Source organism: Nocardioides sp. LS1, assembly GCF_003865225.1.
GTDB classification, from domain to species: Bacteria; Actinomycetota; Actinomycetes; order Propionibacteriales; family Nocardioidaceae; genus Nocardioides; species Nocardioides ginsengisegetis.
Genome location: NZ_BIFF01000001.1, coordinates 114,729 through 136,141, shown reverse-complemented (window position 1 = coordinate 136,141; position 21,413 = coordinate 114,729). Strand labels below are relative to the sequence as shown.

General features: G+C 70.3%; 18 protein-coding genes. 12 read left to right on the top strand and 6 right to left on the bottom strand.

The window, feature by feature from the left end; genetic code table 11:
• Positions 1 to 42 precede the first annotated feature (42 nt).
• Positions 43 to 1,416 carry an NAD-dependent succinate-semialdehyde dehydrogenase gene (locus EJF31_RS00635; RefSeq protein WP_125035181.1) on the bottom strand — a complete coding sequence of 458 codons (1,374 nt, stop codon included), beginning with the start codon at positions 1,414 to 1,416 and terminating at the stop codon, positions 43 to 45.
• A 167-nt stretch (positions 1,417 to 1,583) separates the two neighbouring features.
• On the opposite strand from EJF31_RS00635, the gene EJF31_RS00630 reads away from it, so the two are divergent.
• A complete protein-coding gene (locus EJF31_RS00630) occupies positions 1,584 to 2,345 on the top strand; it encodes an SDR family NAD(P)-dependent oxidoreductase (protein ID WP_125035180.1) in 762 nt (253 codons plus the stop codon).
• A gap of 108 nt (positions 2,346 to 2,453) precedes the next feature.
• Here EJF31_RS00630 and EJF31_RS00625 read toward each other — a convergent pair whose 3' ends face one another.
• Positions 2,454 to 3,302 carry an SDR family oxidoreductase gene (locus tag EJF31_RS00625; protein WP_125035179.1) on the bottom strand — a complete coding sequence of 283 codons (849 nt, stop codon included), beginning with the start codon at positions 3,300 to 3,302 and terminating at the stop codon, positions 2,454 to 2,456.
• Between the two features lie 123 nt (positions 3,303 to 3,425).
• On the opposite strand from EJF31_RS00625, the gene EJF31_RS00620 reads away from it, so the two are divergent.
• Entirely contained in the window at positions 3,426 to 4,382 is a 957-nt protein-coding gene (locus tag EJF31_RS00620) for an alpha/beta hydrolase (protein ID WP_125035178.1), read from the top strand.
• Positions 4,375 to 5,952 (top strand): NAD(P)/FAD-dependent oxidoreductase, encoded by a 1,578-nt coding sequence (locus tag EJF31_RS00615; RefSeq protein WP_125035177.1) that lies wholly within the window; start codon positions 4,375 to 4,377, stop codon positions 5,950 to 5,952. The genes EJF31_RS00620 and EJF31_RS00615 overlap by 8 nt, the downstream gene beginning before the upstream one ends.
• A 21-nt stretch (positions 5,953 to 5,973) precedes the next feature.
• Here the strand turns inward: EJF31_RS00615 and EJF31_RS00610 are convergent, their stop codons facing one another.
• Positions 5,974 to 7,155, bottom strand: a complete 1,182-nt coding sequence (locus tag EJF31_RS00610; RefSeq protein ID WP_260430614.1) for an NAD(P)/FAD-dependent oxidoreductase — start codon at positions 7,153 to 7,155, stop codon at positions 5,974 to 5,976.
• Positions 7,156 to 7,167: 12 nt separating this feature from the next.
• Positions 7,168 to 7,371: a ferredoxin gene (locus EJF31_RS00605; protein WP_125035175.1), complete on the bottom strand. Its 204-nt coding sequence runs from the start codon at positions 7,369 to 7,371 to the stop codon at positions 7,168 to 7,170.
• 239 nt (positions 7,372 to 7,610) lie between these two features.
• Between EJF31_RS00605 and EJF31_RS00600 the strand changes: the two genes are divergently transcribed.
• The gene (locus tag EJF31_RS00600; RefSeq protein WP_125035174.1) at positions 7,611 to 8,768 is read left to right on the top strand and encodes an acyl-CoA dehydrogenase family protein; all 1,158 of its coding nucleotides are present in this window, start codon (positions 7,611 to 7,613) and stop codon (positions 8,766 to 8,768) included.
• A gap of 89 nt (positions 8,769 to 8,857) precedes the next feature.
• On the opposite strand, the gene EJF31_RS00595 is transcribed toward EJF31_RS00600, so the two are convergent.
• Together EJF31_RS00595 and EJF31_RS00590 are read right to left on the bottom strand one after the other, a co-directional pair.
• Positions 8,858 to 10,213 carry an FAD-dependent oxidoreductase gene (locus tag EJF31_RS00595; RefSeq protein WP_125035173.1) on the bottom strand — a complete coding sequence of 452 codons (1,356 nt, stop codon included), beginning with the start codon at positions 10,211 to 10,213 and terminating at the stop codon, positions 8,858 to 8,860.
• Between the two features lie 82 nt (positions 10,214 to 10,295).
• On the bottom strand, positions 10,296 to 11,618 hold the full coding sequence (locus EJF31_RS00590; protein WP_125035172.1) for an FAD-binding oxidoreductase: 1,323 nt from the start codon (positions 11,616 to 11,618) through the stop codon (positions 10,296 to 10,298).
• Between the two features lie 199 nt (positions 11,619 to 11,817).
• Here EJF31_RS00590 and EJF31_RS00585 point away from each other — a divergent pair, with 199 nt between their 5' ends.
• The 8 genes from EJF31_RS00585 to EJF31_RS00550 all read left to right on the top strand — a co-directional run bounded on the left by EJF31_RS00585 (position 11,818) and on the right by EJF31_RS00550 (position 21,292).
• Positions 11,818 to 13,029 (top strand): saccharopine dehydrogenase family protein, encoded by a 1,212-nt coding sequence (locus EJF31_RS00585; RefSeq protein ID WP_185736091.1) that lies wholly within the window; start codon positions 11,818 to 11,820, stop codon positions 13,027 to 13,029.
• 143 nt (positions 13,030 to 13,172) lie between these two features.
• Positions 13,173 to 14,426: a cytochrome P450 gene (locus EJF31_RS00580; RefSeq protein ID WP_125035170.1), complete on the top strand. Its 1,254-nt coding sequence runs from the start codon at positions 13,173 to 13,175 to the stop codon at positions 14,424 to 14,426.
• A 22-nt stretch (positions 14,427 to 14,448) separates the two neighbouring features.
• Positions 14,449 to 15,339, top strand: a complete 891-nt coding sequence (locus tag EJF31_RS00575; protein ID WP_125035169.1) for an NAD(P)-binding domain-containing protein — start codon at positions 14,449 to 14,451, stop codon at positions 15,337 to 15,339.
• A 170-nt stretch (positions 15,340 to 15,509) separates the two neighbouring features.
• Positions 15,510 to 16,409: an NmrA family NAD(P)-binding protein gene (locus tag EJF31_RS00570; protein ID WP_125035168.1), complete on the top strand. Its 900-nt coding sequence runs from the start codon at positions 15,510 to 15,512 to the stop codon at positions 16,407 to 16,409.
• Entirely contained in the window at positions 16,406 to 16,807 is a 402-nt protein-coding gene (locus EJF31_RS00565; protein ID WP_125035167.1) for a cupin domain-containing protein, read from the top strand. Before EJF31_RS00570 ends, EJF31_RS00565 begins: the two co-directional genes overlap by 4 nt.
• A gap of 124 nt (positions 16,808 to 16,931) precedes the next feature.
• Positions 16,932 to 18,044 (top strand): NDMA-dependent alcohol dehydrogenase, encoded by a 1,113-nt coding sequence (locus tag EJF31_RS00560; RefSeq protein ID WP_125035166.1) that lies wholly within the window; start codon positions 16,932 to 16,934, stop codon positions 18,042 to 18,044.
• A 212-nt stretch (positions 18,045 to 18,256) separates the two neighbouring features.
• On the top strand, positions 18,257 to 18,895 hold the full coding sequence (locus tag EJF31_RS00555; RefSeq protein WP_125035165.1) for a response regulator transcription factor: 639 nt from the start codon (positions 18,257 to 18,259) through the stop codon (positions 18,893 to 18,895).
• An 84-nt stretch (positions 18,896 to 18,979) separates the two neighbouring features.
• Positions 18,980 to 21,292 carry a LuxR C-terminal-related transcriptional regulator gene (locus EJF31_RS00550; protein ID WP_125035164.1) on the top strand — a complete coding sequence of 771 codons (2,313 nt, stop codon included), beginning with the start codon at positions 18,980 to 18,982 and terminating at the stop codon, positions 21,290 to 21,292.
• The last annotated feature ends 121 nt before the right edge of the window (positions 21,293 to 21,413 follow it).

Here is a 21,413-nt window from a genome sequence, read left to right as displayed (position 1 = left end):
ACCGTCATGACCCGGATGGGGGGTGCACCTCGCGCCAGCGCGTCAGCCGGCGACGCGGATCAGCTTGCGGTTGACGAACTCGTCGACGGCGAACCGGCCGAGCTCGCGACCGAAGCCTGACCGCTTGGTGCCGCCGAACGGCAGACCCGGCTCCTCGGCGCCGACGATGTTGACGAAGACCATGCCGGCATCCAGCGCGTTCGCGACCCGGTCGGCCTGATCGGTGTCGTTGGTGAAGACGTAGGAGCCGAGACCGAAGGGGGAGTCGTTGGCGACGGCGATCGCCTCCTCCTCCGAACCGACCCGGTACACGCTCGCGACCGGCCCGAAGAGCTCCTCGCGGGCCGCCTCGGTCGTGGCGTCGATGTCGACGAGCACGGTCGGTGCGTACGCCGCACCGTCCCGCGTGCCGCCCACGACCACCTTGGCCCCGCTCGCGACGAGTCGGTCGACCTGGTCCTCGAGGAACTCGGCAGCACCCACCGAGGACAGCGGCCCGAGCGCAGTCCCCGGCTCGGCCGGGTCGCCCGGGACGAGGGCGGCAGCCGCACCGCTCATCTTCTCCACGAACGCGTCGTAGAGGTCGTCGATGACGATGAACCGCTTGGCACCACAACACATCTGACCCGCGTTGTCGTAGAAGCGCACCCCCAGGGCCGCCTCGACGGTCGCGTCGAGGTCGTCGGTGCTGAGCACCATGAACGGGTCGTTGCCGCCGAGCTCGAGGACGACCTTCTTCAGGTTGCGGCCGGCGAGCTCGGCCACATGGGCGCCCACCGCCTCAGAGCCCGTCACCGAGACGCCCTGCACCCGGGTGTCGGCGATGAGGCCGTCGACCTGCGCGTACGTCGCGTAGAGGTTCTCGTAGGCGCCTGACGGCAGGCCTGCGTCGAGGAAGATCTGCTCCATCGCGGCCGCGGACTCGGGGCACTGCGCCGCGTGCTTGAGCAAGATGGTGTTGCCCGCCATCAGGTTGGGCGCGGCGAAGCGGGCCACCTGGTAATAAGGGTAGTTCCAGGGCATCACGCCCAGGAGCACTCCGACCGGCGAGCGTCGTACGACCGCCGTGCCGGTGCCCCACTCCAGGGCGACAGGCTCGTCGGCCAGGAACGTCTCGGCGTTGCGGGCGTAGTAGTCGTAGATCGCGCCAGTGAAGTCGACTTCGAGAGCGGCCTGCTCGACGGGCTTGCCCATCTCGCGGCTGATCAGGCGGGCCAGCTCGTCGCGTCGCTCGGCGTACAGCTCGGCGACGCGGCCCAGCAGGGCGCTCCGCTCGGCCGGGGAGGTGGTGCGACCCCAGCTGCGGTACGTCGCGTCCGCGCGCGCGACCTTAGCTTCGAGCTGCTCGGCGGTCAGCGCGTCGAATTCCTTGATGGTCTTGCCCGTGTACGGGTCGGTGACTGCGTAGGTACTCACCGCCCCACCGTCCCTCCGTGCCCCTGCCGAGGTCGGGCCCCGCCGCGGAACACCGCCCGGCCGGGGGAGGTCGCGTACACGCGAAGGCACCGCTCGCATCACCCATCCGGGCGGTCCTCGCTGCCGCGTCCCGTGCACAGCCACCACGCGCCCGCATCATCGGCCGCATGACTTCCACCGACATCTTCGACATCACCGGCAAGCGCGTCATCGTGACCGGCGCGAGCCGCGGCATCGGCCGCGCGATCGCGCTCGGCTTCGCCGACGCGGGCGCCCACGTGCTGATCATGGCCCGGTCCGAGGAAGGCCTGAAGGAGACCGCGTCGCTGGGTTCGGACTCCCCGGGCACCATCGACATCCTTGCCGCCGACCTGCTCGCGCCGGAGTCGGCGGAGGCCTCGATCCTGACCGCCGCCGAGACCTTGGGCGGGATCGACGTCCTGGTCAACAACGCCGCCGACGACCACGACTCCCCCATCGAGAAGACCGATCTGGCGACGTTCCAGCGTGTGGTCGACCTCAACCTGCAGTCGTGCTGGGTCATGACCAAGGCAGCCTCGCCGTTCCTGAAGGACGGCGGCGGCAAGGTCATCAACATCGCGTCGGTCCTCGGCCTGGTCGGCATGCGCGACGACAGCGCCTACATCGCGGCCAAGCACGGCCTCGTCGGCCTGACCAAGGCCGTTGCGCTGGAGTGGGCCCGCAAGAACGTGCAGGTCAACGCGATCGCGCCGGGATTCGTCGAGACCGCGATGCTGCCGCAACTGGGTCAGGAGGGTGTTGCGGACTACATCCGCAAGCAGGTGCCCGCTGGCCGCTGGTCGCAGCCGGAGGAGTATGCCGGTCCGGCGATCTTCCTCGCTTCTTCCGCGTCGGACTACATGACCGGCCAGGTCCTGGTCGTCGATGGGGGCCTGACTGCTCAATGAGCGCTCTCTGACCCAGAGGAGGCGGCGAAGGGGCCGGTGCGACTTGATCCGCACCGGCCCTTCGTCCTCGTCCGGGCGGGTAGGCGCCGCCGGGCCCGCCACACCTCATCACCCGCGGCGACGCCCCCGTAGCTCCATCAGCCGCTCGAGCCGGCCGAGGACGGTGTTGTAGTGACTCGGGGTCAGCCGGGTGACGACGTCGAAGATCCTGGCGTCGGGCCCGACCAGCACTCGTGCCTTCCCCGCGTCGACGCCGCGGTGGATGAGTTCGGCCGCACGTTCGGGGGTCGTCGGTGCCGCGGCCCGGAACTCGTCGGCCACCTCGGCGAGAGAGCGACCGAACGGGTCCTGGAGACGACCGTTGTCGACGATCGCCGTGCTCACGTAGCCCGGGTGGACGTTGACGGCGCGCACCCCCGTACCGGCCAGCTCGTGGCGCAGGGCGTCGGTGAAGCCTCGGACGGCGTACTTCGACGCGCAGTACGCCGTGTGGTACTCCATCGCCGCGAGGCCGTACATGCTCGAGGTGTTGACGAGAGCGCCCGAGCCCTGCGCTGTGAGCAGAGGCAGGAACGCGCGGGTGCCGTTCACGACACCGAGGAGGTTGATGTCCATCAGCCAGTCGTGGTCGGCGGCACTCTGCTCGCCGAAGGGGGCGGCGAGAAAGACACCGGCGTTGTTGAAGACCGCCCCGAGGGGCGCGGGCGCCCACTCCCCCACCGCCCCCGCGAAGTCGTCGAGCGCGGCTCGGTCGCGCACGTCGATCGTCCGCGTCAGGACCGGTCCGGACAGCGATGCGGCGGTCTTTTCCAGGCCCTCGGTGTTGTGGTCGAGGATCGCCACCGGGCAGCCATGAGAGGACAGACGCTGCGCGAGGGCGCGCCCCATCCCGGACGAGGCACCGGTGATCAGGACTGTCTGGCCGGCGAGTGGGCGAGGCTTGGAGATGAGCTTCATGTGCGACAGCGTCGCCGCGCCGGGGCACGTCGGACGGCCCGTCCCGCGGGGACTCCCCCAGGTGGGTGATCCCGCCGCCGCAGGTGTCGTATGCCGACGGCGGCGGTTCCTACATTTCATCGCATGCCCTTGGATCCTGCCTCGCATGCGCTGATGGACGAGCTGTCCGCCGACGGCGGCCCGCCGCCCTCCGAGCTGACCGCTCCGATCCTGCGGCTGGGCGACATGGTCCTGGCGGGCTTCAGCGGACCAGGACCCGAGGTCGGCGCCGTCACTGATCTCCGCCTCGACGCGGCCGACGGGACCTTCCGCATCCGGGTGATCCGACCGACCAGCACCCCGGAATCGATCGTCGTCTACTACCACGGTGGCGGCTGGGTGCTCGGCGACATCGACCTGCAGTACGACCACATGGCCCGTGAGCTCGCGAACGCAGCACGGTCCACCGTCGTGCTCGTCAACTACCGCAAGGCGCCCGAGCACCGGTTCCCCACCGCCCTCGAGGACAGCTGGACCGCGCTGACCTGGGTCGCCCAGCACGCCGATGACCTGGCACCCGCCGGCGTCCCGCTGGTCGTTGCCGGCGACTCGGCGGGCGGCAACCTCGCCGCGGTCATGACGCTGCGAGCCCGCGACCGCGGCGGCCCGCACCTCGCTCACCAGGTCCTCATCTACCCCGTCACCGACTGCCGCACCGACCGGCTGTCGTTCCTGGAACCGGACAACCAGCTGTTCCTCGACCGCGACACGATCGTGTGGTTGTGGGACCAGTACCTGCCCGATGAGCAGGCCCGCACCCAGCCCGAGGCCTCGCCGTTGCGTGCCGCCTCCCACGCCAACCTGCCGCCCGCACTGGTCTACCTCGCGGCGTACGACCCGCTGCACGACGACGGGCTCGCCTACGCCGGGGCACTGCGCGCCGCCGGCGTCCCCGTCCGGGTGGAGGTGGCCGAGACCCAGATGCACGGCTTCTTCCAGATGGCCGGGATCCTGCCGGGTTACGAAGCCGGTATCCGCCTCGTGAGCGAGCACCTGACGACCTCCCTCTCCCGCCCGACCAAGGAGCCCACCCGTGGCTGACCACGACGTCATCGTCATCGGCGCCGGCTTCGCCGGCTTGTACCAGCTGCACCTCCTGCGCCAGCGCGGCTTCGACGTGCTCGTCATCGAGGCTGGCGAGGACGTGGGCGGCACCTGGTACTGGAACCGCTACCCCGGCGCGCGGTGCGACATCGAGTCGATCGAGTACTCCTACTCCTTCGACGAGGACCTCCAGCAGGAGTGGATCTGGAGCGAGCGGTACGCCGCCCAGCCCGAGCTGCTCTCCTATGCCCGGCACGTCGCCGACCGGTTCGACCTGCGCCGCAACATCGCCTTCGGCGCGCGCGTCGAGGCCCTCGACTGGGACGAAACCAGCCGCCACTGGACGGTCCGTACCTCCAACGGACACGTCCGCACCGCGACGTACGTCGTCGCAGCGACCGGCTGCCTCTCGGTCCCCTCACGCCCGGACCTCGCCGGGCTCGACGACTTCGGCGGAGAGCTGCTGTGGACGTCGAGCTGGCCAGACGACGCCGGGCTCGCCGGCAAGCGGGTCGCCGTCGTCGGCACCGGCTCCTCCGGCCTGCAGACGATCACCGCGATCGCGCCCGTGGTGGGCTCGCTGACCGTCTTCCAGCGAACCGCCTGTTACGCCGTGCCGGCGCACAATGGGCCGATCGGTGACGCGCTGTCAGCCGTGAAGGCGAGGTACACCGACCGGCGGGCCGCGAGCCGGATGACGCCCAGCGGCTACCAGTGCCCGCTGGAGACGACCAACCTGGCGGAGATCAGCGCGACCGAGCTGCCGGCTGTGCTCGACAAGCACTGGGAGGTCGGCGGGCTGTGCTTCACCGATGCCTTCGCAGACGTGCTGGTGGACCCGGACGAGAACGAGCGCGTCTCGACATGGGTGCGCGAGCGCATCCGCGCCAAGGTCGACGACCCGGCCGTCGCCGCGAAGCTGCTGCCGACATTCCCGATCGCGACGAAGCGACTGTGCGTCGACACCGGCTACTACGAGGTCTACAACCAGGACAACGTCGAGCTCGTCGACATCACCGCGGAGCCGATCGAGCGGATCACCGAGCGCGGCATCCTCGCCGGCACGCGCGAGCACGAGCTCGACGTGATCATCATGGCGACCGGCTTCGACGCCATGACCGGCGCTCTCACCGCGATGGACGTCCGCAGCGGCGACCTCACGCTCCGGGAGAAGTGGGAGGACGGCCCTCGCACCTACCTCGGCCTGATGTCCGGCGGCTTCCCCAACCTGTTCACGGTCTGCGGGCCGCAGAGCCCGTCGGTGCTCTCGAACATGCTGACCTCGATCGAGTACCACGTGGGCTGGATCGCGAACCTCCTGAGCCACCTGCGTGCGCGCGGGCTGGCACGGGTGGAGCCGCTGCCGGAGAACGAGGACAACTGGGTGCGCGCGACCAACGACCTGGCCGACCTCACCCTCATGCCGCAGGCCGCGTCCTGGTACATGGGCGCCAACATCCCGGGCAAGCAGCGGGTGTTCATGCCGTTCGTGGGCGGGGTCGGGATGTACAAGCAGGTGGCCGACGGCGTCGCCGCTGCCGGGTACCACGGGTTCGAGCTCACCTGATCGAGCGCGCGGTGGTCGGGCTCAGCCGAGCGCAGCCACCGCGTCCTGGTAGGTGACGCCCTGGAGGATGTCACGCTTCGCGAAGGCGAGCTGGCGCGGGGCGTTGATGCAGAGCGCACCACGCAGCCGCTCGCCGCGGCCGAACAGCGCGACCAGCGAGGAGTCGCCGGTCCGGGCGACCTTCAGCTCGTCGTCACCGTTCACGTGGCCGACGAACTTGACCTTGGCCTCGAACTGGTCGGACCAGAAGTAGGGCACCGGCGCGAACGGTTCGGCCCCGCCCATCAGCGTCTTCGCCGCATGCGTGCCCTGCTCGACGGCGTTGAGCCACTGCTCGACTCGCATCGTCTCGCCGAACAGCCGGTTCGGCCACCGGACGATGTCACCGGCCGCGACGATGCCCGGGACCGACGTGCGCAGCGACTCGTCGCAGACCACGCCGTCGGCGAGCTCGACGCCGCTGCCCTCCAGCCAACCGGTCGCCGGCTGGACGCCCACGCCGGCAACGATCAGGTCGGCGAGCAGCTCCGTGCCGTCATCCAGGCTCAGCCGGGTGCCACCCGCCGTGACCTCGACCGAGACGATGCCGCGGCCACAGTGCATGCGCACGCCGTGGTCGGTCTGGTGGTCGCGGAACCAGTGGCCCAGCTCCGTGCCCAGGACCCGGGTGAGCGGCACCGGGGCGATCTCCACCACCGAGACGTCCAGCCCCATCTTGCAGGCGGTCGCGGCGACCTCGAGGCCGATGAAGCCGGCCCCGATGACCACGAGATGGCGCCCCGGGGTGAGCTCGGCATGCAGGCCCAGGGTGTCGGCGAGGGTCCGGATCTCGAACACCCCCGGCACGGCCGCGAGGACCGGGAGCGAGCGGGTGCGCGAACCGGTGGCGATCACCAGCCCGTCGTAGGTGAGTTCGCGGCCGTCGGCGAGGGCGACGGTGCGGGCTGCGGCGTCGAGCCCCACGGCCGGCGTGCCGAGCGAGACACAGACGTCGACCTCGTCGTACCACTCGGGCTCCTTGAGCAGCAGTGCCTCGTGCTGGCGTCCCTCGCGCAGGGCTTCCTTCGACAGCGGCGGGCGGTCGTAGGGCAGCAGGTCTTCGGCGCTGACGAGGGTGATCTCCCTTTCGAAGCCGGCGTGTCGCAGACCGTCGACCGCGTTGACCGCAGCGACCGAACCGCCGACCACGACGACCCGATCCATGGCGGCCACGCCTCAGGCCTGCTCGAGGACGATCGCGCCCTCCGGGCAGGAACGGACCGCACGTTCGGCCTCGTCGAGCCGGTCGTCGGACGGGTGGGCCTCCAGCAGGACCGCCAGCCCGGACTCGTCGTCGATGTCGAACAGGTCCGGGCACTCCATCATGCAGCAGGCACACCCGGTGCAGCTGGTGAGATCGAGCGTGAGCTTCAGCGTCATGGTGGCTCCTTGCCGTGTTTCAGATACGGAGCCAACTGTCCGACGGGTTCGTCCACTGACTCGGCCATCGACCTCGAAGCATGCCCAACCGGGGGGTACGTCCAGGTGGGCCTTCATCCCCCAGCCGGGCGGCAGGCTGGCCCGGCATCGCGTCACGCTGCCGTGCCGCGCCTACGTTCGACCGCCGCTGTCGGCTCGCGCCGATGATCCGCCGTATCGAACTGAGTCGAGGTCCCTTCATGCAACGCACCGTTTTCACTGACGACCACGAGTCCTACCGCAAGACGCTCCGCGCCTTCCTCGAGTCGGAGGTGCTGCCCGACTACGACGAGTGGTTCACGGCCGGCATGGTTCCGCGGGATCTCTACCTCAAGCTTGGTGAGCTCGGCGTCTTCGGCGTCTCCGTGCCGGAGGAGTACGGCGGCGCCGGGCTGACCACCTACAAGTTCACCGCGGTGGAGTACGAGGAGATCGCGCGCATCGGCGTGCTCCTCGGAGGGTCGAGTGCCCACGTCCTGTTGGCACTCCCCTACCTGAAGATGCTCGCCACGGACGAGCAGAAGCAGCGCTACCTGCCGCGGTTCGTCAGCGGCGAGGAGATGTGGGCGCTCGCGATGACCGAGCCCGGCGCGGGCTCCGACCTGGCCGGCATGCGGACCACGGCGAAGCTGTCGACCGATGGCTCGAACTACGTGCTCAATGGCGCGAAGACGTTCATCACCGGCGGTGTGCACGCCGACCGGGTGATCGTGGCCGCCCGCACGAACCCGCCGAAGGACGACGACCGTCGCCATGGCATCTCGTTGTTCGCCGTCGACACCTCGCTGCCCGGCTACAGCGTGGGCCGCAAGCTCGACAAGCTCGGGCTGCGGACCTCCGACACCGCCGAGCTGGCGTTCGTCGACGTGCGGGTCCCCGTCGAGGATCTGCTGGGCGAGGAGAACCAGGGCTTCTCCTACCTCGGCAAGAACCTCGCCTCCGAGCGCTGGGGCATCGCCCACGGTGCCTACGCGCAGGCCAAGGCGGCCGTCGAGATGGCACAGGCCTACGTGAGCGACCGGAAGGTCTTCGGCCAGTCCGTGTCCTCCTTCCAGAACACCAAGTTCGAGCTCGCTGCCTGCAAGGCTGAGGTGGACGCCGCCGAGGCCGTCACCGACCGGGCACTCGAGGCGCTCGACGCGGGCGATCTGACGGCGGCGGAGGCCGCGTCGGCCAAGCTGTTCTGCAGCGAGGTAGCAGCCCGCGTCGTCGACCGCTGCCTGCAGCTGCACGGCGGGTACGGCTACATCAACGAGTACCCCATCGCCCGCCTGTACGCGGACAACCGGGTCAACCGCCTCTACGGCGGCACCTCCGAGGTGATGAAACTGATCATCGCGCACGACATGGGGCTATGAGCCCGGCCAGTCGGGCCGGGGCCGACATGGAGAGAGGGCGCGACCAGCATCGCTGACGGCGCCCTCTCGTCGTGTAGGTAGCCGCCGCGTCAGCGAAGGCTCTCCAACGTCTTGTGCGCCGCTCGTTGACCGGCTTCGGCTGCGGCGGCGAGCGACGGGTCGGCGAGGTAGTCGCCGGCGAATCTGACTGGACCCATGGGGGCACGCAGGGTGCTCTGTGAGGCCGCCCGTTTGCCGGGCTCCCAATAGGACACGACCCGGGGCTGCCGCTTGAGCACGACATGCTCGATGTTGCCGTCGAGCTCGGGGAACATCGCGACGAGATCCTTCACGAAGGCGGCCTCGATCTGGTCGTCGGTCAGCTGCCCAAGCTCGTCGGCGCGCGACCCGCCCGACATCAGCACCAGCGCGCCTCCGGGCCGACGCGGCCCGCGCGCCCGCTGCGGCGCGGCGTGGTTGAAGAGCATCTGGAAGGACAGCCCCGGCGTGGAGATCCCGTAGTAGTCGTCCCAACGCTGGGCACCCTCCTCGGAGGTGAACAACCCGGCCAGGATGTAGCGGCCGTACTTGATGTCCGCCAGCGCGGTCCTCTGTGCGTCGGGCAGATCGGGCAGGATCTCGAGCGCCCGGTCGGCCGGGGTCGCGATGATGGCTCGCCTCGCCGTCAGGCGCACGACGCCGGCCTCGTCGGCGTAGTCCACGGTCACTGCGTCGTCGGTCCAGGTCACGTGCCGTGCTTCGGCGCCGAGCCGCAGCCGGTCTCCGAGCTCGGCGGCGAGCGCGTCGGTGAAGGTCTGGTTGCCACCGACCGGCAGGGCGAAGTTCGGCACCTTGGCGGCCTTCTCGAGCGCGGTGCCGATCGAGATGACCAGCTGGGTGGCCGCGGTCTCGTCGGGGTCACAGCCGATCCACTGGCCGGACCAGGCGTCGACCAGCGCCCGCATCTCGGGCGTGCTGTCGGCCACTTTCAGCGCCGTCGCGCCGGTCTGGGTCTCCAGTCGGTCACGGAGGCGGCGCGCCCTCTCTGGGTTCTTCCCGAACAGCCGACCGTACGCCGTCTTGATCCACAGCCCCGTCCTGGCGAGCTCGAGCTTCGCGGTCAGCGACATCCGGGAGCGGAGCAGCAGGAGCGCCGGGTTCTCCGTGGTGACCATCCGGCCGTTGAGGTAGAGCCCGGCCCTGCGGCCCGCGAGCGAGCCGCGCTCGACGCCGTGACGGTCCATGACATCGAAGAGGGCGCCGACGCCCTCGGTGAACTGGGTGCCGATGTTGAGCCAGTAGTCGCCACGGCACACCGACTCGACCCGGCCACCGGGACGCCCGGCGGCCTCCAGCACGACGACGGCGGCCGACCCGGCCAGCGTCGTACCTGCGACGAGCCCGGCCGCGCCGGCCCCGATCACGACAACGTCACAGGTCTCCTGGCGAATGTCTTCAGTCTTCATGAGGCGATGCTCACCGCCAGCAGCCACCCCGCTCGGCACACCGAGCTGCAACGGGCCCAGCCGGGGGATCCTTGCGGCTGGCTCAGTGTCGGATGCGGTCGAGCCGGTCGCCCATGCGGTCGGCCAGCCAACCCAGCTTCAAGGTGAGCGGGTTGACGATGCCGGGGGCGAAACGTGGGTTCTCGCGCCACACTGCCGCGAGGTCTTCGTGCATCGGGCCGCCGTCGCCAGCAGCAACGTGGTCGGCCAGCAGGCTGCCGAGGTACGGCGCCTGCGGCAGCCCGTGCCCGTTGCACGCCAGCTGGTAGTGCACTCGGGGCGTCACCCGGCCCACGACCGCCATGTTCGACGGCGTGAGACCGATCCAGCCGCCCCACGCCCGGGCCGCTGCCAGGTCGGGCAGCGTGGGCAGACGCTCGTGCAGACCCCGCACGAGGTCGTCGACGACGTTCGGGCTGGGCCGACGGTCCAGGCTCGCGTGGCGGGCCATCTGCAGGCTACGGGTGGTGGTGACGATGGTGCCCCGCAGCGTGGGACGGAAGCTCTGCATCACCAGGTGGTTGGTGGTGATCGGCGTACGACTCGTCCAACCGGCGTCGTCCAGCTGCTCGGCGCTGACCGGCTCGGTCTCGATCGCCGTCACCCAGACCGGCGTACCAAGGTTCCGTGGCGCGATGGCCAACTCCTTGCTGAACGCGTTGGTGGTCAGGATCGCCTCGCGAGCCGTGACCTGACCGCCGTCGAGGCGGACTCGTACGGACCCTCCGCGGTCCTCCACCTGGCGCGCCGGGCACTGCTCGTAGACCCGCACCGAGGACGCCCGCACGAGGTCACGCACGCCGAGGGCGAGCTCGCCCGGGTTGAGGATGCCGCCGACGTCGATGTGGATGCCACCGTGGAAGGCGGGCGGCACGCCGAGCGCGGTCGCGTCGCCGACCGTCGCACGCCGGCCGTTCTTGGTCTTCGCGGCGAGCTTGCGGAAGGCGGCCGCCGTCGGCGCGGCCGCGATGTTGCCGGTCTGCCGGTAGCCGCAGTCAATGGCGTGGTCCGCGATGAGGCCCTCGGTGAACCCGACGGCGTTGTTGGCCATTCGGTAGAGCCCGCGCACGCGATCACCGTAGAAGCGCTCGAGGATCCGGGGGTCGCTGCCGAGGGTCGGCGTGATGTAGCCGGCGTTGCGGGCGCTGGCCCCCCAGCCGCAGACGTCCGCCTCGAGCAGCACCACGTCGCGGCCGTGCTCGGCGAGGCGCAGCGCGGCCAGCATGCCGCCCAGGCCGCCGCCGATGACCACGATGTCGCAGTCGACCTGACCAGACACGGCTGGCTCGAGCTCCGCTGGCCGGTCGACCCACCCGCTTCCCTGCAGCAGGGCGGGCGGTGCCGAGGAGGTCGTCGAGGGGGCCATGGCTCGGATCGTCGCGTGTCGTGCGACGGCCCGGCGGGGCAGCCCGCCGCCAGACGGCCCATCCGGGGGAAGTGTCGCGCCGTGGTTCCCCCACCCGGGCGTCGTTGCCGACGCACCGGCTCGCTGCCTCACCCCGCGCCAACAGGCTGGTCAGCGCCCCCAACAGACCTCAGCCAGAAGCCTCGAGAAGGAGATCCGCATGTCCACCTCACCCTCCGCCCGTCCGCGTACCGCGGTGATCGTCGGCGGCGCCGGCGCGATGGGCCGGTGGGCCGTCCGCGCGATCGCCCGTCTGGGTTCCGTCGAGCGCCTGCTCGTCGCCGACATCGACCTGGCCCGCGCCGAGAAGGTGGCCGCCGAGGTCGGGGGTCCGTGCGAGGCCATCAGGCTCGACGCGACTGACACAGCGGCGATGCGAGCGACGTTCGGCGACTGCGACGTCGTGCTCAACACGATGGGGCCATTCTCGCTGTTTGCCCGACCCATCCTCGAGGCGGCGATCGACAGCGACTGCCACTACCTCGACATCGACGACGACTGGGAGTCGACGGTCGAGGCGTTCGAGCTCGACGAGCGGGCCCGCGAGCGCGGCCTCACCGTGATCAAGGGCATCGGCGGCAGCCCGGGCGTGTCGAACATGGCCGCGCTCGTCGCCGCGCGCCGGCTCGACGAGGTGGACACGCTCCTGACCGGTTGGTCGATGGGTGGCGCCGTGCTCGCCGACGAGCCGGACTACCCGCAGACGGGCACCGGGGCTGCGGTCGAGCACTGGCTGATCCAGATCAGCGGCTCCATCCGCGCCTGGTGCGGCAACGAGCCCCGCGACATCACGCCGCTGCAGCCGGTCGAGTTCGACTACCCCGGCCTGGGCCGGGTGCGCGGCTACACCGTCGGTCACCCCGAGGCCGTCACCCTCCCCCGGTACGTCGAGGGTCTGACGACCTCGATCAATGTCACCTCGGGCCCCGGCTGGATCTTCGCGCACGCCGCGGAGGTCGCGGCGGCGTACGACGCCGGCACGATCACCCTGGCCGAGGGCGCCCACCAGCTGGAGAACCCGCCGCGGCCCGCCGAGCGCGCCCCGCGCGACCCGCTCGGTCAGGTGTGGACCGTCGCGGTCGGCACCCGCGACGGCAAGCGCAGGGCCGTCTCGGTCTCCCCGACCGCCATGCCCGAGGGCAAGATGGGGGGCGGCACCGGTGTCGCCCTGGCCGTCGGGATGGAGCTCCTCCTGCGCGGCAAGATCACCGCTACCGGCGTGAACGCGCCCGAGGGCGCCATCGAGCCCGACGACTTCTTCGCGTTGTACGCCGAGCTGTCCCTCCCGGCGACCGCCCCGGAGGACTACCTGCTCATCCAGGAGCTCATGGACCCGGCGCCCGCCGACCTGCCGGACGCGGTCCGCGCCTGACCCCCGGGGGAGTGCCGGCCCGCCCCCCGAACAACCGGCACTCCCCCAGGTGGGGGGACCCTGCGCCGGGCCCGACCGACGGGGTGACCTCCGCCATAGCGTCGCCGCAGCGACCCATCACGCGATCGACACCTGGAGGAACCATGACGACGCACCAGGACCTGCCCAGCGACCTCACGGTCGCCGACCCCGCCCTGTGGGCCGACGGCCCCCCGCACGAGACCTTCGCACAGCTGCGCGCGAAGTGCCCCGTCCACCACTCGCCCAGGATCCCCGGGGTCTCCGAGGAGTCCGGCTTCTGGTCGGTCACCAAGGCCGACGACATCAGGAAGGTCAGCCTGGACTGGAAGACCTTCTCCTCCAACGCCGACGGCGCGGTCGACCTGACCTGGGAGGGCATGCCGGAGCACCTCAAGGAGCTCCAGAAGCTTGACATGATCAACCTGGACCCGCCGCGGCACGACCGGCTCAAGCAGCTCTTCCTGGCCGGGTTCACCCACGACCGCATCCTCGCCGAGGAGCACAAGGTCCTCGAGGCAGTCACCAACGTGCTCGACCGGCTGGCGGGCAAGGAGACCTGCGACCTGGTCAACGACATCTCCAAGCCGATCGTCGCGCGCGTCATCCACGGCTTCATGGGCATCCCCGAGGAGGACGATGCCCGCTGGATCCACAACATCAGCCGCTACATCGCCCTCGACGACCCGCACTTCAACCCGGGCGGCCTGGACGAGTGGCTCGAGGTGTTCATCCCGGACCTGATCGGCCAGTGCGTCGAGCTCGTCGAGCAGCGCAAGGCCAACCCCGGTGACGACCTGATCTCCATCCTGATCAACGCCGAGGTCGAGGGCGACAAGCTCGACGACGAGGAGATCATCGCGGGCATGCTGCTGCTCTTCGCCGCCGGCAACGACAGCACCATGGCGACGTTCACCAGCGCCATGATCGCGCTGATCGAGAACCCGGGCGAGCGGCAGAAGGTGCTCGACGAGATGTCGCTCGTGCCGAGCGTGGTGGAGGAGGCGCTGCGGATGTTCCCGGCGTTCACCTTGATGCGCCGCACTGCCGTCAAGGACGTCGAGCTCAACGGTGCCCAGATCAAGGAGGGGGACTCGGTCGTCCTGTGGTACCCCTCGGCCAACCGCGACGAGGACAAGTACGACGACCCGCACCGCTTCGACGTCACCCGCAACCCCGAGCACCAGGCGTTCGGGGCGGGAGGCCGTCATTTCTGCCTCGGCAACGCCCTGGCCCGACTCGAGCTGCGCGTGATGATCGCCGAGACCCTCAAGCGCTACCCGCAGATGGAGATCGCCGGCGAGGCGCCCTTCACCGAGTCCTACTTCGTCAACCAGCGCAAGTCTCTGCCGGTCCGCCTCGGCCCGCGCGCGTCCTGACCCCCCAACCCCAGGAGTACCCGTGTCAGACAGCTCCACGCAGAACCAGTACGACGTCGCCGTCATCGGCTGCGGCCTGATGGGCGCCGCCCTGGCGAAGAACTTCGCCGCCAACGGCCTCAAGGTCGCGGCCTGGAACCGGTCGCCGGAGAAGGCCGAGGCGCTCGCCGGTGACAACATCACCCCCGTGGTCTCGGCGGCCGATGCGGTGGCCGGGACGAACCTGGTGATCGGCTGCACCTCGACGTACACCACGACGCGGGACGCGCTCTCCCTCGTGGCCGACTGGACCGGCAAGACGCTCGCCAACATCGGCACCAGCACGCCCACGGAGGCCGCCGACATGGATCAGTGGACGACCACCCGGGGCGGTCGCTACCTCGACGGCGCGATCCTGTGCTACCCGCAGCAGATCGGCGGCGACGAGGGCATGGTCCTCTACTCGGGCTCCCCCGAGGCGTGGGCAGACCACGAGAAGGCGTTGATGACGGCGGGTCCGTACTCCAGCCTGGTCTCGGACAACGTCAAGGTCGCGGCCGTCCTGGACGCCGCGGTCATCGGTGGCTTCTACTCGGCGGCCCTCAATGCCTACGTGGAGGCAGCGACGTACGCGCTGAACGAGGGAGTCGCGCCGGAGGTCCTCACCGGGATCAGCGAGCTGGCGTTCCAGACCATCGGCGAGTCCGCCAAGGCGGCAGTCGAGGCCATCAGCACCGACCGGCACGAGACCGACGTTGCCTACCTGGGCGTCTACGCCGAGGGCTGCCGCGCGACGCTCAGCGCGATGCGCGACGCGGGCTACAAGGCCCGGCTCCTCGGTGCCGCGGTGGAGAACCTCAACGAGGCCGAGGCGGCCGGCCTCAGCGGGCTGGGCTTCTTCGCCCTCACCAAGGTCGCGCGCGCCGACGCCTGACCAACCGCGGTCCGCGAGTGCGGTGGCCGGCCCTCTGCAGGCCGGCTGCCGCACTCGCGCTCGTTCCTCCTCCCTCACCCAGTCGGGCGGGTAGAGCGCACCGATCACCTATCCCGGCACGTTCGTCGCGGTGTACTCGTCCGGATCGACCACCACGACCGGAGGAACGCATGGCCACGACACTGATCCTCGGCGCGACGGGCAACCTCGGCGGATTGACCGCCGAGCGTCTGTACGGCGCCGCACCGAAGGACCTCCGGGTCGCGAGCAGCCGCGAACGCGGGGCCTCACGGCTGCGCGATCGCTTCCCGCAGGCCGAGACCGTGCTCTGCGACTGGAACGACGAGGACAGCGTCGTCGCCGCGATGCACGGCGTGAGCCGCGTCTTCGTCGTGACCCCGGACATGGTCACCGACGAGAGCGTGGTGACGAGCAACGTGGTCAACGCGGCGAAGAAGGTCGGCTCCATCGAGCTGCTGGTGCGGCTGCTCGGCATGCCGCCGGGCTACACGATCGAGCAGGCCGATCCGGCCTACGTCGCGGCGCGGTGCGGGGCCGGTCTGCACGTCGTGGCCAAACCGCTGCTGGACGCGAGCGGCCTCCCCGTCGCCTATGTCAACGCCCCGGCCTGGATCATGTTCAACCTCGCCTCGTTCGTGGCCACCGAGGTGAGGCCCCGCCGCAGGATCGCCATGCCGGCCAGCACCGACTGTCCCCGGATGTGGGTCTCGGAGGGCGACGTCGCCGAGGTGGCCGCGCGGATCCTGCTCGGCGACCCGACCGACCACGCCGGGAAGGAGTACGTCCTGACCTCGCCCGATCGCCACGACTACGCCGGCCTCGCGGCGATCTTCACCGAAGTCCTCGGCGAGACGGTCACGTACGCCGACGACGACAGCGCGCTGCAGGCCGCGATGGGTCCGGCGTTCGACCAGCTGATGACCTACCTGAGCCACGAGACGGGTTCGTATGCAGGGGTCCAGCACCTCGACACCATGACCGAGCTCCTCGGCCGCCCGCAGGAGACCCTGCACGACTACGTCACCACCCACAAGGAGCTCTTCTCGTGACCACCCCCCATCCCGTCCCCGCACAGCGCGACCACATCGAGGGCCGCAACCTCCCGCCGATGGCGATGTGGCCTGCCGAGATGATGCCGCGTCCGATCGCCTCCAACCGCAACGCCGTCTGGTACGCCGGCGAGGAACTCATCAGCTGCGTCTACGAGGCCGACGACGGCACCGTCGCCTTCACCGACCTGCCCTATGACGAGCACGTCCACATCCTCAACGGCAGGGCTGTGCTGACGTCGTCGGACGGCCGGGTCGACACCTACGGTCCGGGCGACTGGTTCGTCGCGCCCAAGGGCTGGTCGGGCACCTGGGAGATGACCGGGGGCTACCGCGAGCTCATCGTGTTCCACGCCGCGTCGCTGGTGAAGGCCGCCAAGGAGTGGGGCATCGACTGATCCCCGGCAGCGCCGGCTGAAGGTGAGTCCCCCACCCGGGTGCGGCCTCGGCTGCGGACCTCCCAGACGTCCTGCTGCGGCCTACGTTCGCTGGACCACCCGTGATCCAGACAAGGAACGCATGATGAAGACGAAAGCCGCCGTGCTGACCGAGGTCGGCAAGCCGTTCGAGATCCTCGAGCTCGAGCTCGACGGCCCCAGGGAGGGCGAGGTCCTGGTCCGCTACGTGGCGGCGGGCCTGTGCCATTCCGACCTGCACCTGATGAAGGGCGACTTCCCGTCGCGGCTGCCCATCGTGGGCGGTCACGAGGGTGCCGGCGTGGTCGAGGAGGTCGGTCCGGGCGTCACGAAGGTCCAGCCGGGCGACCACGTGCTCGTCAGCTTCATCCCCAGCTGCGGCGAGTGCCGCTGGTGCCGCACCGGTCACCAGAACCTGTGCGACCTCGGCGAGTTCCTGCTCGACGGCCAGCTTCCCGACGGCACCTTCCGGTTCCACCTCGGCGGTGAGGACGCAGGCGGCATGTGCTCGGTGGGCTCGTTCTCGGAGTACGGCACGCTCTCCCAGCACTCGGTGATCAGGGTCGACCAGTCCCACCCGCTCGACAAGGCGGTGCTGGCCTCCTGCGGCGTCCCGACCGGCTGGGGCACCGCCGTCAACGCCGCCGGCGTGCGCGTCGGCGACACCGCCGTCATCTACGGCTCGGGGGGCGTGGGCATCAACGCTGTCCAGGGTGCCTCGGCCGCGGGCGCCAAGAACGTGGTCGTCATCGACCCGGTCGCCTTCAAGCGCGAGACCGCCCTCAAGCTGGGTGCCACACACGCGTTCACCGATGCCGAGGCCGCACACGACGCGGTGTGGGAGATGACCCATGGCCAGGGCGCCGAACGGGCCATGGTCATCACGGGCGACGTGAGCCCCGAGGTCGTCACCTCCGCGTTCAACATCGTCGGCAAGGCCGGCACCGTGGCGATCACCGCCATGGGCCCGTGGGAGGAGCTCAGCGTGCAGCTGCCGGCCGCCCAGCTGGCGATGTACCAGAAGACCGTGAAGGGCTGCATCTTCGGCCAGTTCAACCCGCAGTACGACGTACCGAAGCTGCTCGGCCTCTATCAGAGCGGCCTGCTGAAGCTCGACGAGCTCATCACCCGGGAGTACACCCTCGACGAGGTCAACCAGGGGTATGACGACCTCGTGGCCGGGGAGCTCATCCGCGGTGTGATCCGCTTCGGCGACTGACGTCGCCGTTCCCCTCGGTGTGACACACCGGCGACCCGTCCACGTGACCTGGTTCACGTGGACGGGTAGTCATCCGGGTAGTTCCCCGGGTGATCCGCGTAGTTCCCCGCAGCAGTCTTCCGAGCACACCAGATCGATGACCTGGAGTCGTCCGGAGGAGGAACCATGTGTGAATTTCGCGGTGGAGACCACGCACTGACGGGGTGGGACGCATGAGCGCCGTGCTCGCCGTGGAGCCCGACGTCGAGGACCGGTGTCGCCTCCAGCGGGTCCTGGTCGTCGACGAGAACGAGCTGCTGCAGGCCGGTCTCCGTGCCGTCCTCGTTGAGCAGCCCTGGGTCGCCTCGTGCCTCCTGGCCACGAACGCGGAGACCGCGTGGCAGGTCGCGCAGCGCCACCACCCGCAGCTGGTCGTGGTCAGCACCTCCCTGGGCGGGCGCTCGGCGCTCGAGCTGTGCGGGGCGTTCCGTGAGCGGATGCCCCACGTCCGCGTCGTGCTGCTCTCGGGGGAGGGCCGGGTCTCGGCCGCCATGGCGCTGCTGCACGGTGCAGTCGCCTCGCTGTCGAAGCAGATGCCGCGTCAAGTCGTCGCCAGCGCGCTCGAGAAGGTCGCCGAGGGCGCCAAGATCTTCCCCAAGGAGCATGCGTCAAGCCACGTCCGCCTCTCACCCCGCGAGCTCGACATCCTTCAGCACGTGTCGAGCGGCCTCAGCAACCCGGAGGTCGCGAGCCTGCTGAACCTGTCTCGGCACACCGTGAAGCAGCACACCAGCGCGGTCTACCGCAAGCTCGGCGTCCGCAACCGCGCGCAGGCCGCCAGTCGCGCCCAGGAACTCGGACTGCTGTCCTGATCGTTCCCCGGTGGCACCCATCTCGTGACCCCGAACGGCGGTAGCATCGCGACGAACCCTCCTCCCGATGTCACGAAGGATCACATGGCGTCACGGTCAGGCACCCCGCTGCCCGGCGTGCCGGTGGAGCTCACCAGTTTCGTGGGTCGGCGCCAGGATCTCGCGGCCGTGCGTCAGCTCTGCGGGATCGCGCGGCTGGTAACCGTGACCGGGATCGGAGGGGTCGGCAAGACCCGCCTCGCCGTCCGCGTCGCCGGCGAGCTGCGGCGCGCGTTCCCAGACGGCCTCTACGTCGTCGAGCTGGCCGCGCTGACCGACCCGTCGCTGCTTCCCCACGCAGTGCTCGACGCCCTCGGCGTCCAGGACCAGCCGACGCGGCCGCCACTGACGGTCATCGCCGAGCACCTGCGGTCCCGTCACATGATGCTGCTGCTCGACAACTGCGAGCACCTCGTCGACGCGGTCGCAGAGCTCGCCGACCATGTGCTCCGGGGCGCTCCGGAGGTGCGGATCCTGGCGACCAGCCGTCAGGCCTTGCGCATCGCCGGCGAGTACGTCTACCCCCTCTCGCCGCTACCGGCGCCGCACCCTGAGACCACGATCCGGCCCGGGACGGCGTTGCAGTACCCGTCGGTGATGCTGCTCGTGGAGCGCTCGACCGCCGTCGTGCCCGACTTCGCGCTGACCCCGGAGAACGAGGCAGCCGTGGTCCGGCTGTGCCAGCGGCTCGAGGGCATCCCCCTGGCCATCGAGCTGGCCGCGGTCCGCCTGAAGGTCCTCACCGTCGAGCAGCTCGTGAGCCGCCTCGACGACCGGTTCGAGCTGCTCAGCGAGGGCAGCCGTAACCTGCCGCGCCGCCACCAGACGCTCCAGGCGCTCATCGACTGGAGCCACGACCTCTGCGACGCCGACGAGCGCACCCTGTGGGCGCGCGCCTCGGTCTTCGTCGGCAGCTTCGCCCTCGACGCGCTCGAGACCGTGTGCACCGACGAGGCGCTGCCGACGGCAGCCGTCCTGAACACGGTCGCCGGCCTGGTGGACAAGTCGATCTTCCAGCGGGAGGTGACGGAGGGAGGCGCGCGCTTCCGCATGCTTGAGACGCTGCGGTCCTACGGCCAGGACCGCCTCACCGCCGCCGGCCAGGAGCGCGAGCTCGCCCGCCGGCACCGCGACTGGTGCCTGGAGATGGTCGAGCGGGCAGGCGACGAATGGGTCGGACCGCGGCAGCAGGAGTGGGCGAGCCGGCTGGAGCTCGACCACGCCAACATCAGGCGGGCCCTGGAGTTCTGCGTGTCGGAACCGGGCGAGGCCCGCGCCGGACTCCGGCTCGCGGCCGTGCCGTGGCTGTGGGGCGCCACCTCGCACCTGAACGAGGGCTACCTGTGGCTGCGCCGTACCTTGGCGCTCGACGAGGAGCCCAGCCACGAGCGCGCCTGGGCGCTGGCCACGGCGGCGTACGTCGCAACATTCGAACGCAACCTGGAGGCGCTGCACACGCTGCCCGAGGAGGCGCTCGCGCTCGCCCAGCAACTCGACGACCCCGCAGCGATCGCCTACGCCAAGCACGTCCTCGGCACCGGCCGGGCCCTCGGCCCGGACCCCGGCAGCGCCATCCCGCTTCTGACCGAGGCCCTCCAGGGCTATCTGGACTGTGGCGTGCCGGCGCAGTACCCCGACAGCCTGCTGATCGAGCTCGCCGCCGCCCACCTGTTTCACGGGGACATCGACATCGCCGCCGACATCGTCGACCGGCTGCTCGAACAGTGCACCGCGAACGGCGACCTGTGGAACCTCTCCTACGCCCTCTGGGGCCGCGGCTACATCGCCGTGCTGCGCGGTCAGCCTGAGACGGCCGAGGAGGACCTGCGCACGGCACTGCGGATCAAGCAGCAGCTCCACGACACCCTGGGCGTGGCGTTCGCGCTGGAGCTGCTGGCTTGGGCCGCCGTCCACCGGGACGCGGAACGGTCGGCCACCCTCTTCGGGGCCGCCGACCGACTCTGGGAGACCGTCGTCGGCTCACCCCACCTGGCTGACCAGCGCAAGGAGCATGAGGCAATCGCCCGCGCACAGCTGAGCGGGCCGGCCTTCGACCTCGCCTTCGGTCGAGGCCGGGGGGCCGACACCGAAACGATCGTCACCCTCGCACTCGGCGATTCGACGCCACCCGTCGGAGCGGCCACTCCTTCCACTCCGGCGGTCTCCCTGACCCGACGCCAGCGGGAGGTCGCGGAGATGGTGGCCGCCGGCATGTCCAACAAGGACATCGCCGCACGCCTGGTCATCTCACTGCGCACGGCCGAGGGACACGTGGAAGGCATTCTGACCAAGCTGGGCTTCACCTCCCGCGCACAGATCGCGACCTGGATGAGCCAGCAGGAAGCCGACGAGCGCTGATCCCCTCCCCCACCTGGGCGCATTGGCTCGGGTGACCTGCCTCTCTTGTGCCTCGTCGGCGATAGGCCGTACCCAGCGGCCGACAGACGGCCGCTCACGGTCCGGACCTGGCGTCGCGAGG

Coding starts and splice junctions, on each gene's coding strand:
- EJF31_RS00560 (WP_125035166.1), top strand. CDS start 16,932: ATGAAGACGAAAGCCGCCGTGCTGACCGAGGTCGGCAAGCCGTTCGAG.
- EJF31_RS00555 (WP_125035165.1), top strand. CDS start 18,257: ATGAGCGCCGTGCTCGCCGTGGAGCCCGACGTCGAGGACCGGTGTCGC.
- EJF31_RS00620 (WP_125035178.1), top strand. CDS start 3,426: ATGCCCTTGGATCCTGCCTCGCATGCGCTGATGGACGAGCTGTCCGCC.
- EJF31_RS00605 (WP_125035175.1), bottom strand. CDS start 7,371: ATGACGCTGAAGCTCACGCTCGATCTCACCAGCTGCACCGGGTGTGCC.
- EJF31_RS00610 (WP_260430614.1), bottom strand. CDS start 7,155: ATGGATCGGGTCGTCGTGGTCGGCGGTTCGGTCGCTGCGGTCAACGCG.
- EJF31_RS00625 (WP_125035179.1), bottom strand. CDS start 3,302: ATGAAGCTCATCTCCAAGCCTCGCCCACTCGCCGGCCAGACAGTCCTG.
- EJF31_RS00630 (WP_125035180.1), top strand. CDS start 1,584: ATGACTTCCACCGACATCTTCGACATCACCGGCAAGCGCGTCATCGTG.
- EJF31_RS00550 (WP_125035164.1), top strand. CDS start 18,980: ATGGCGTCACGGTCAGGCACCCCGCTGCCCGGCGTGCCGGTGGAGCTC.
- EJF31_RS00600 (WP_125035174.1), top strand. CDS start 7,611: ATGCAACGCACCGTTTTCACTGACGACCACGAGTCCTACCGCAAGACG.
- EJF31_RS00580 (WP_125035170.1), top strand. CDS start 13,173: ATGACGACGCACCAGGACCTGCCCAGCGACCTCACGGTCGCCGACCCC.
- EJF31_RS00595 (WP_125035173.1), bottom strand. CDS start 10,213: ATGAAGACTGAAGACATTCGCCAGGAGACCTGTGACGTTGTCGTGATC.
- EJF31_RS00570 (WP_125035168.1), top strand. CDS start 15,510: ATGGCCACGACACTGATCCTCGGCGCGACGGGCAACCTCGGCGGATTG.
- EJF31_RS00590 (WP_125035172.1), bottom strand. CDS start 11,618: ATGGCCCCCTCGACGACCTCCTCGGCACCGCCCGCCCTGCTGCAGGGA.
- EJF31_RS00585 (WP_185736091.1), top strand. CDS start 11,818: ATGTCCACCTCACCCTCCGCCCGTCCGCGTACCGCGGTGATCGTCGGC.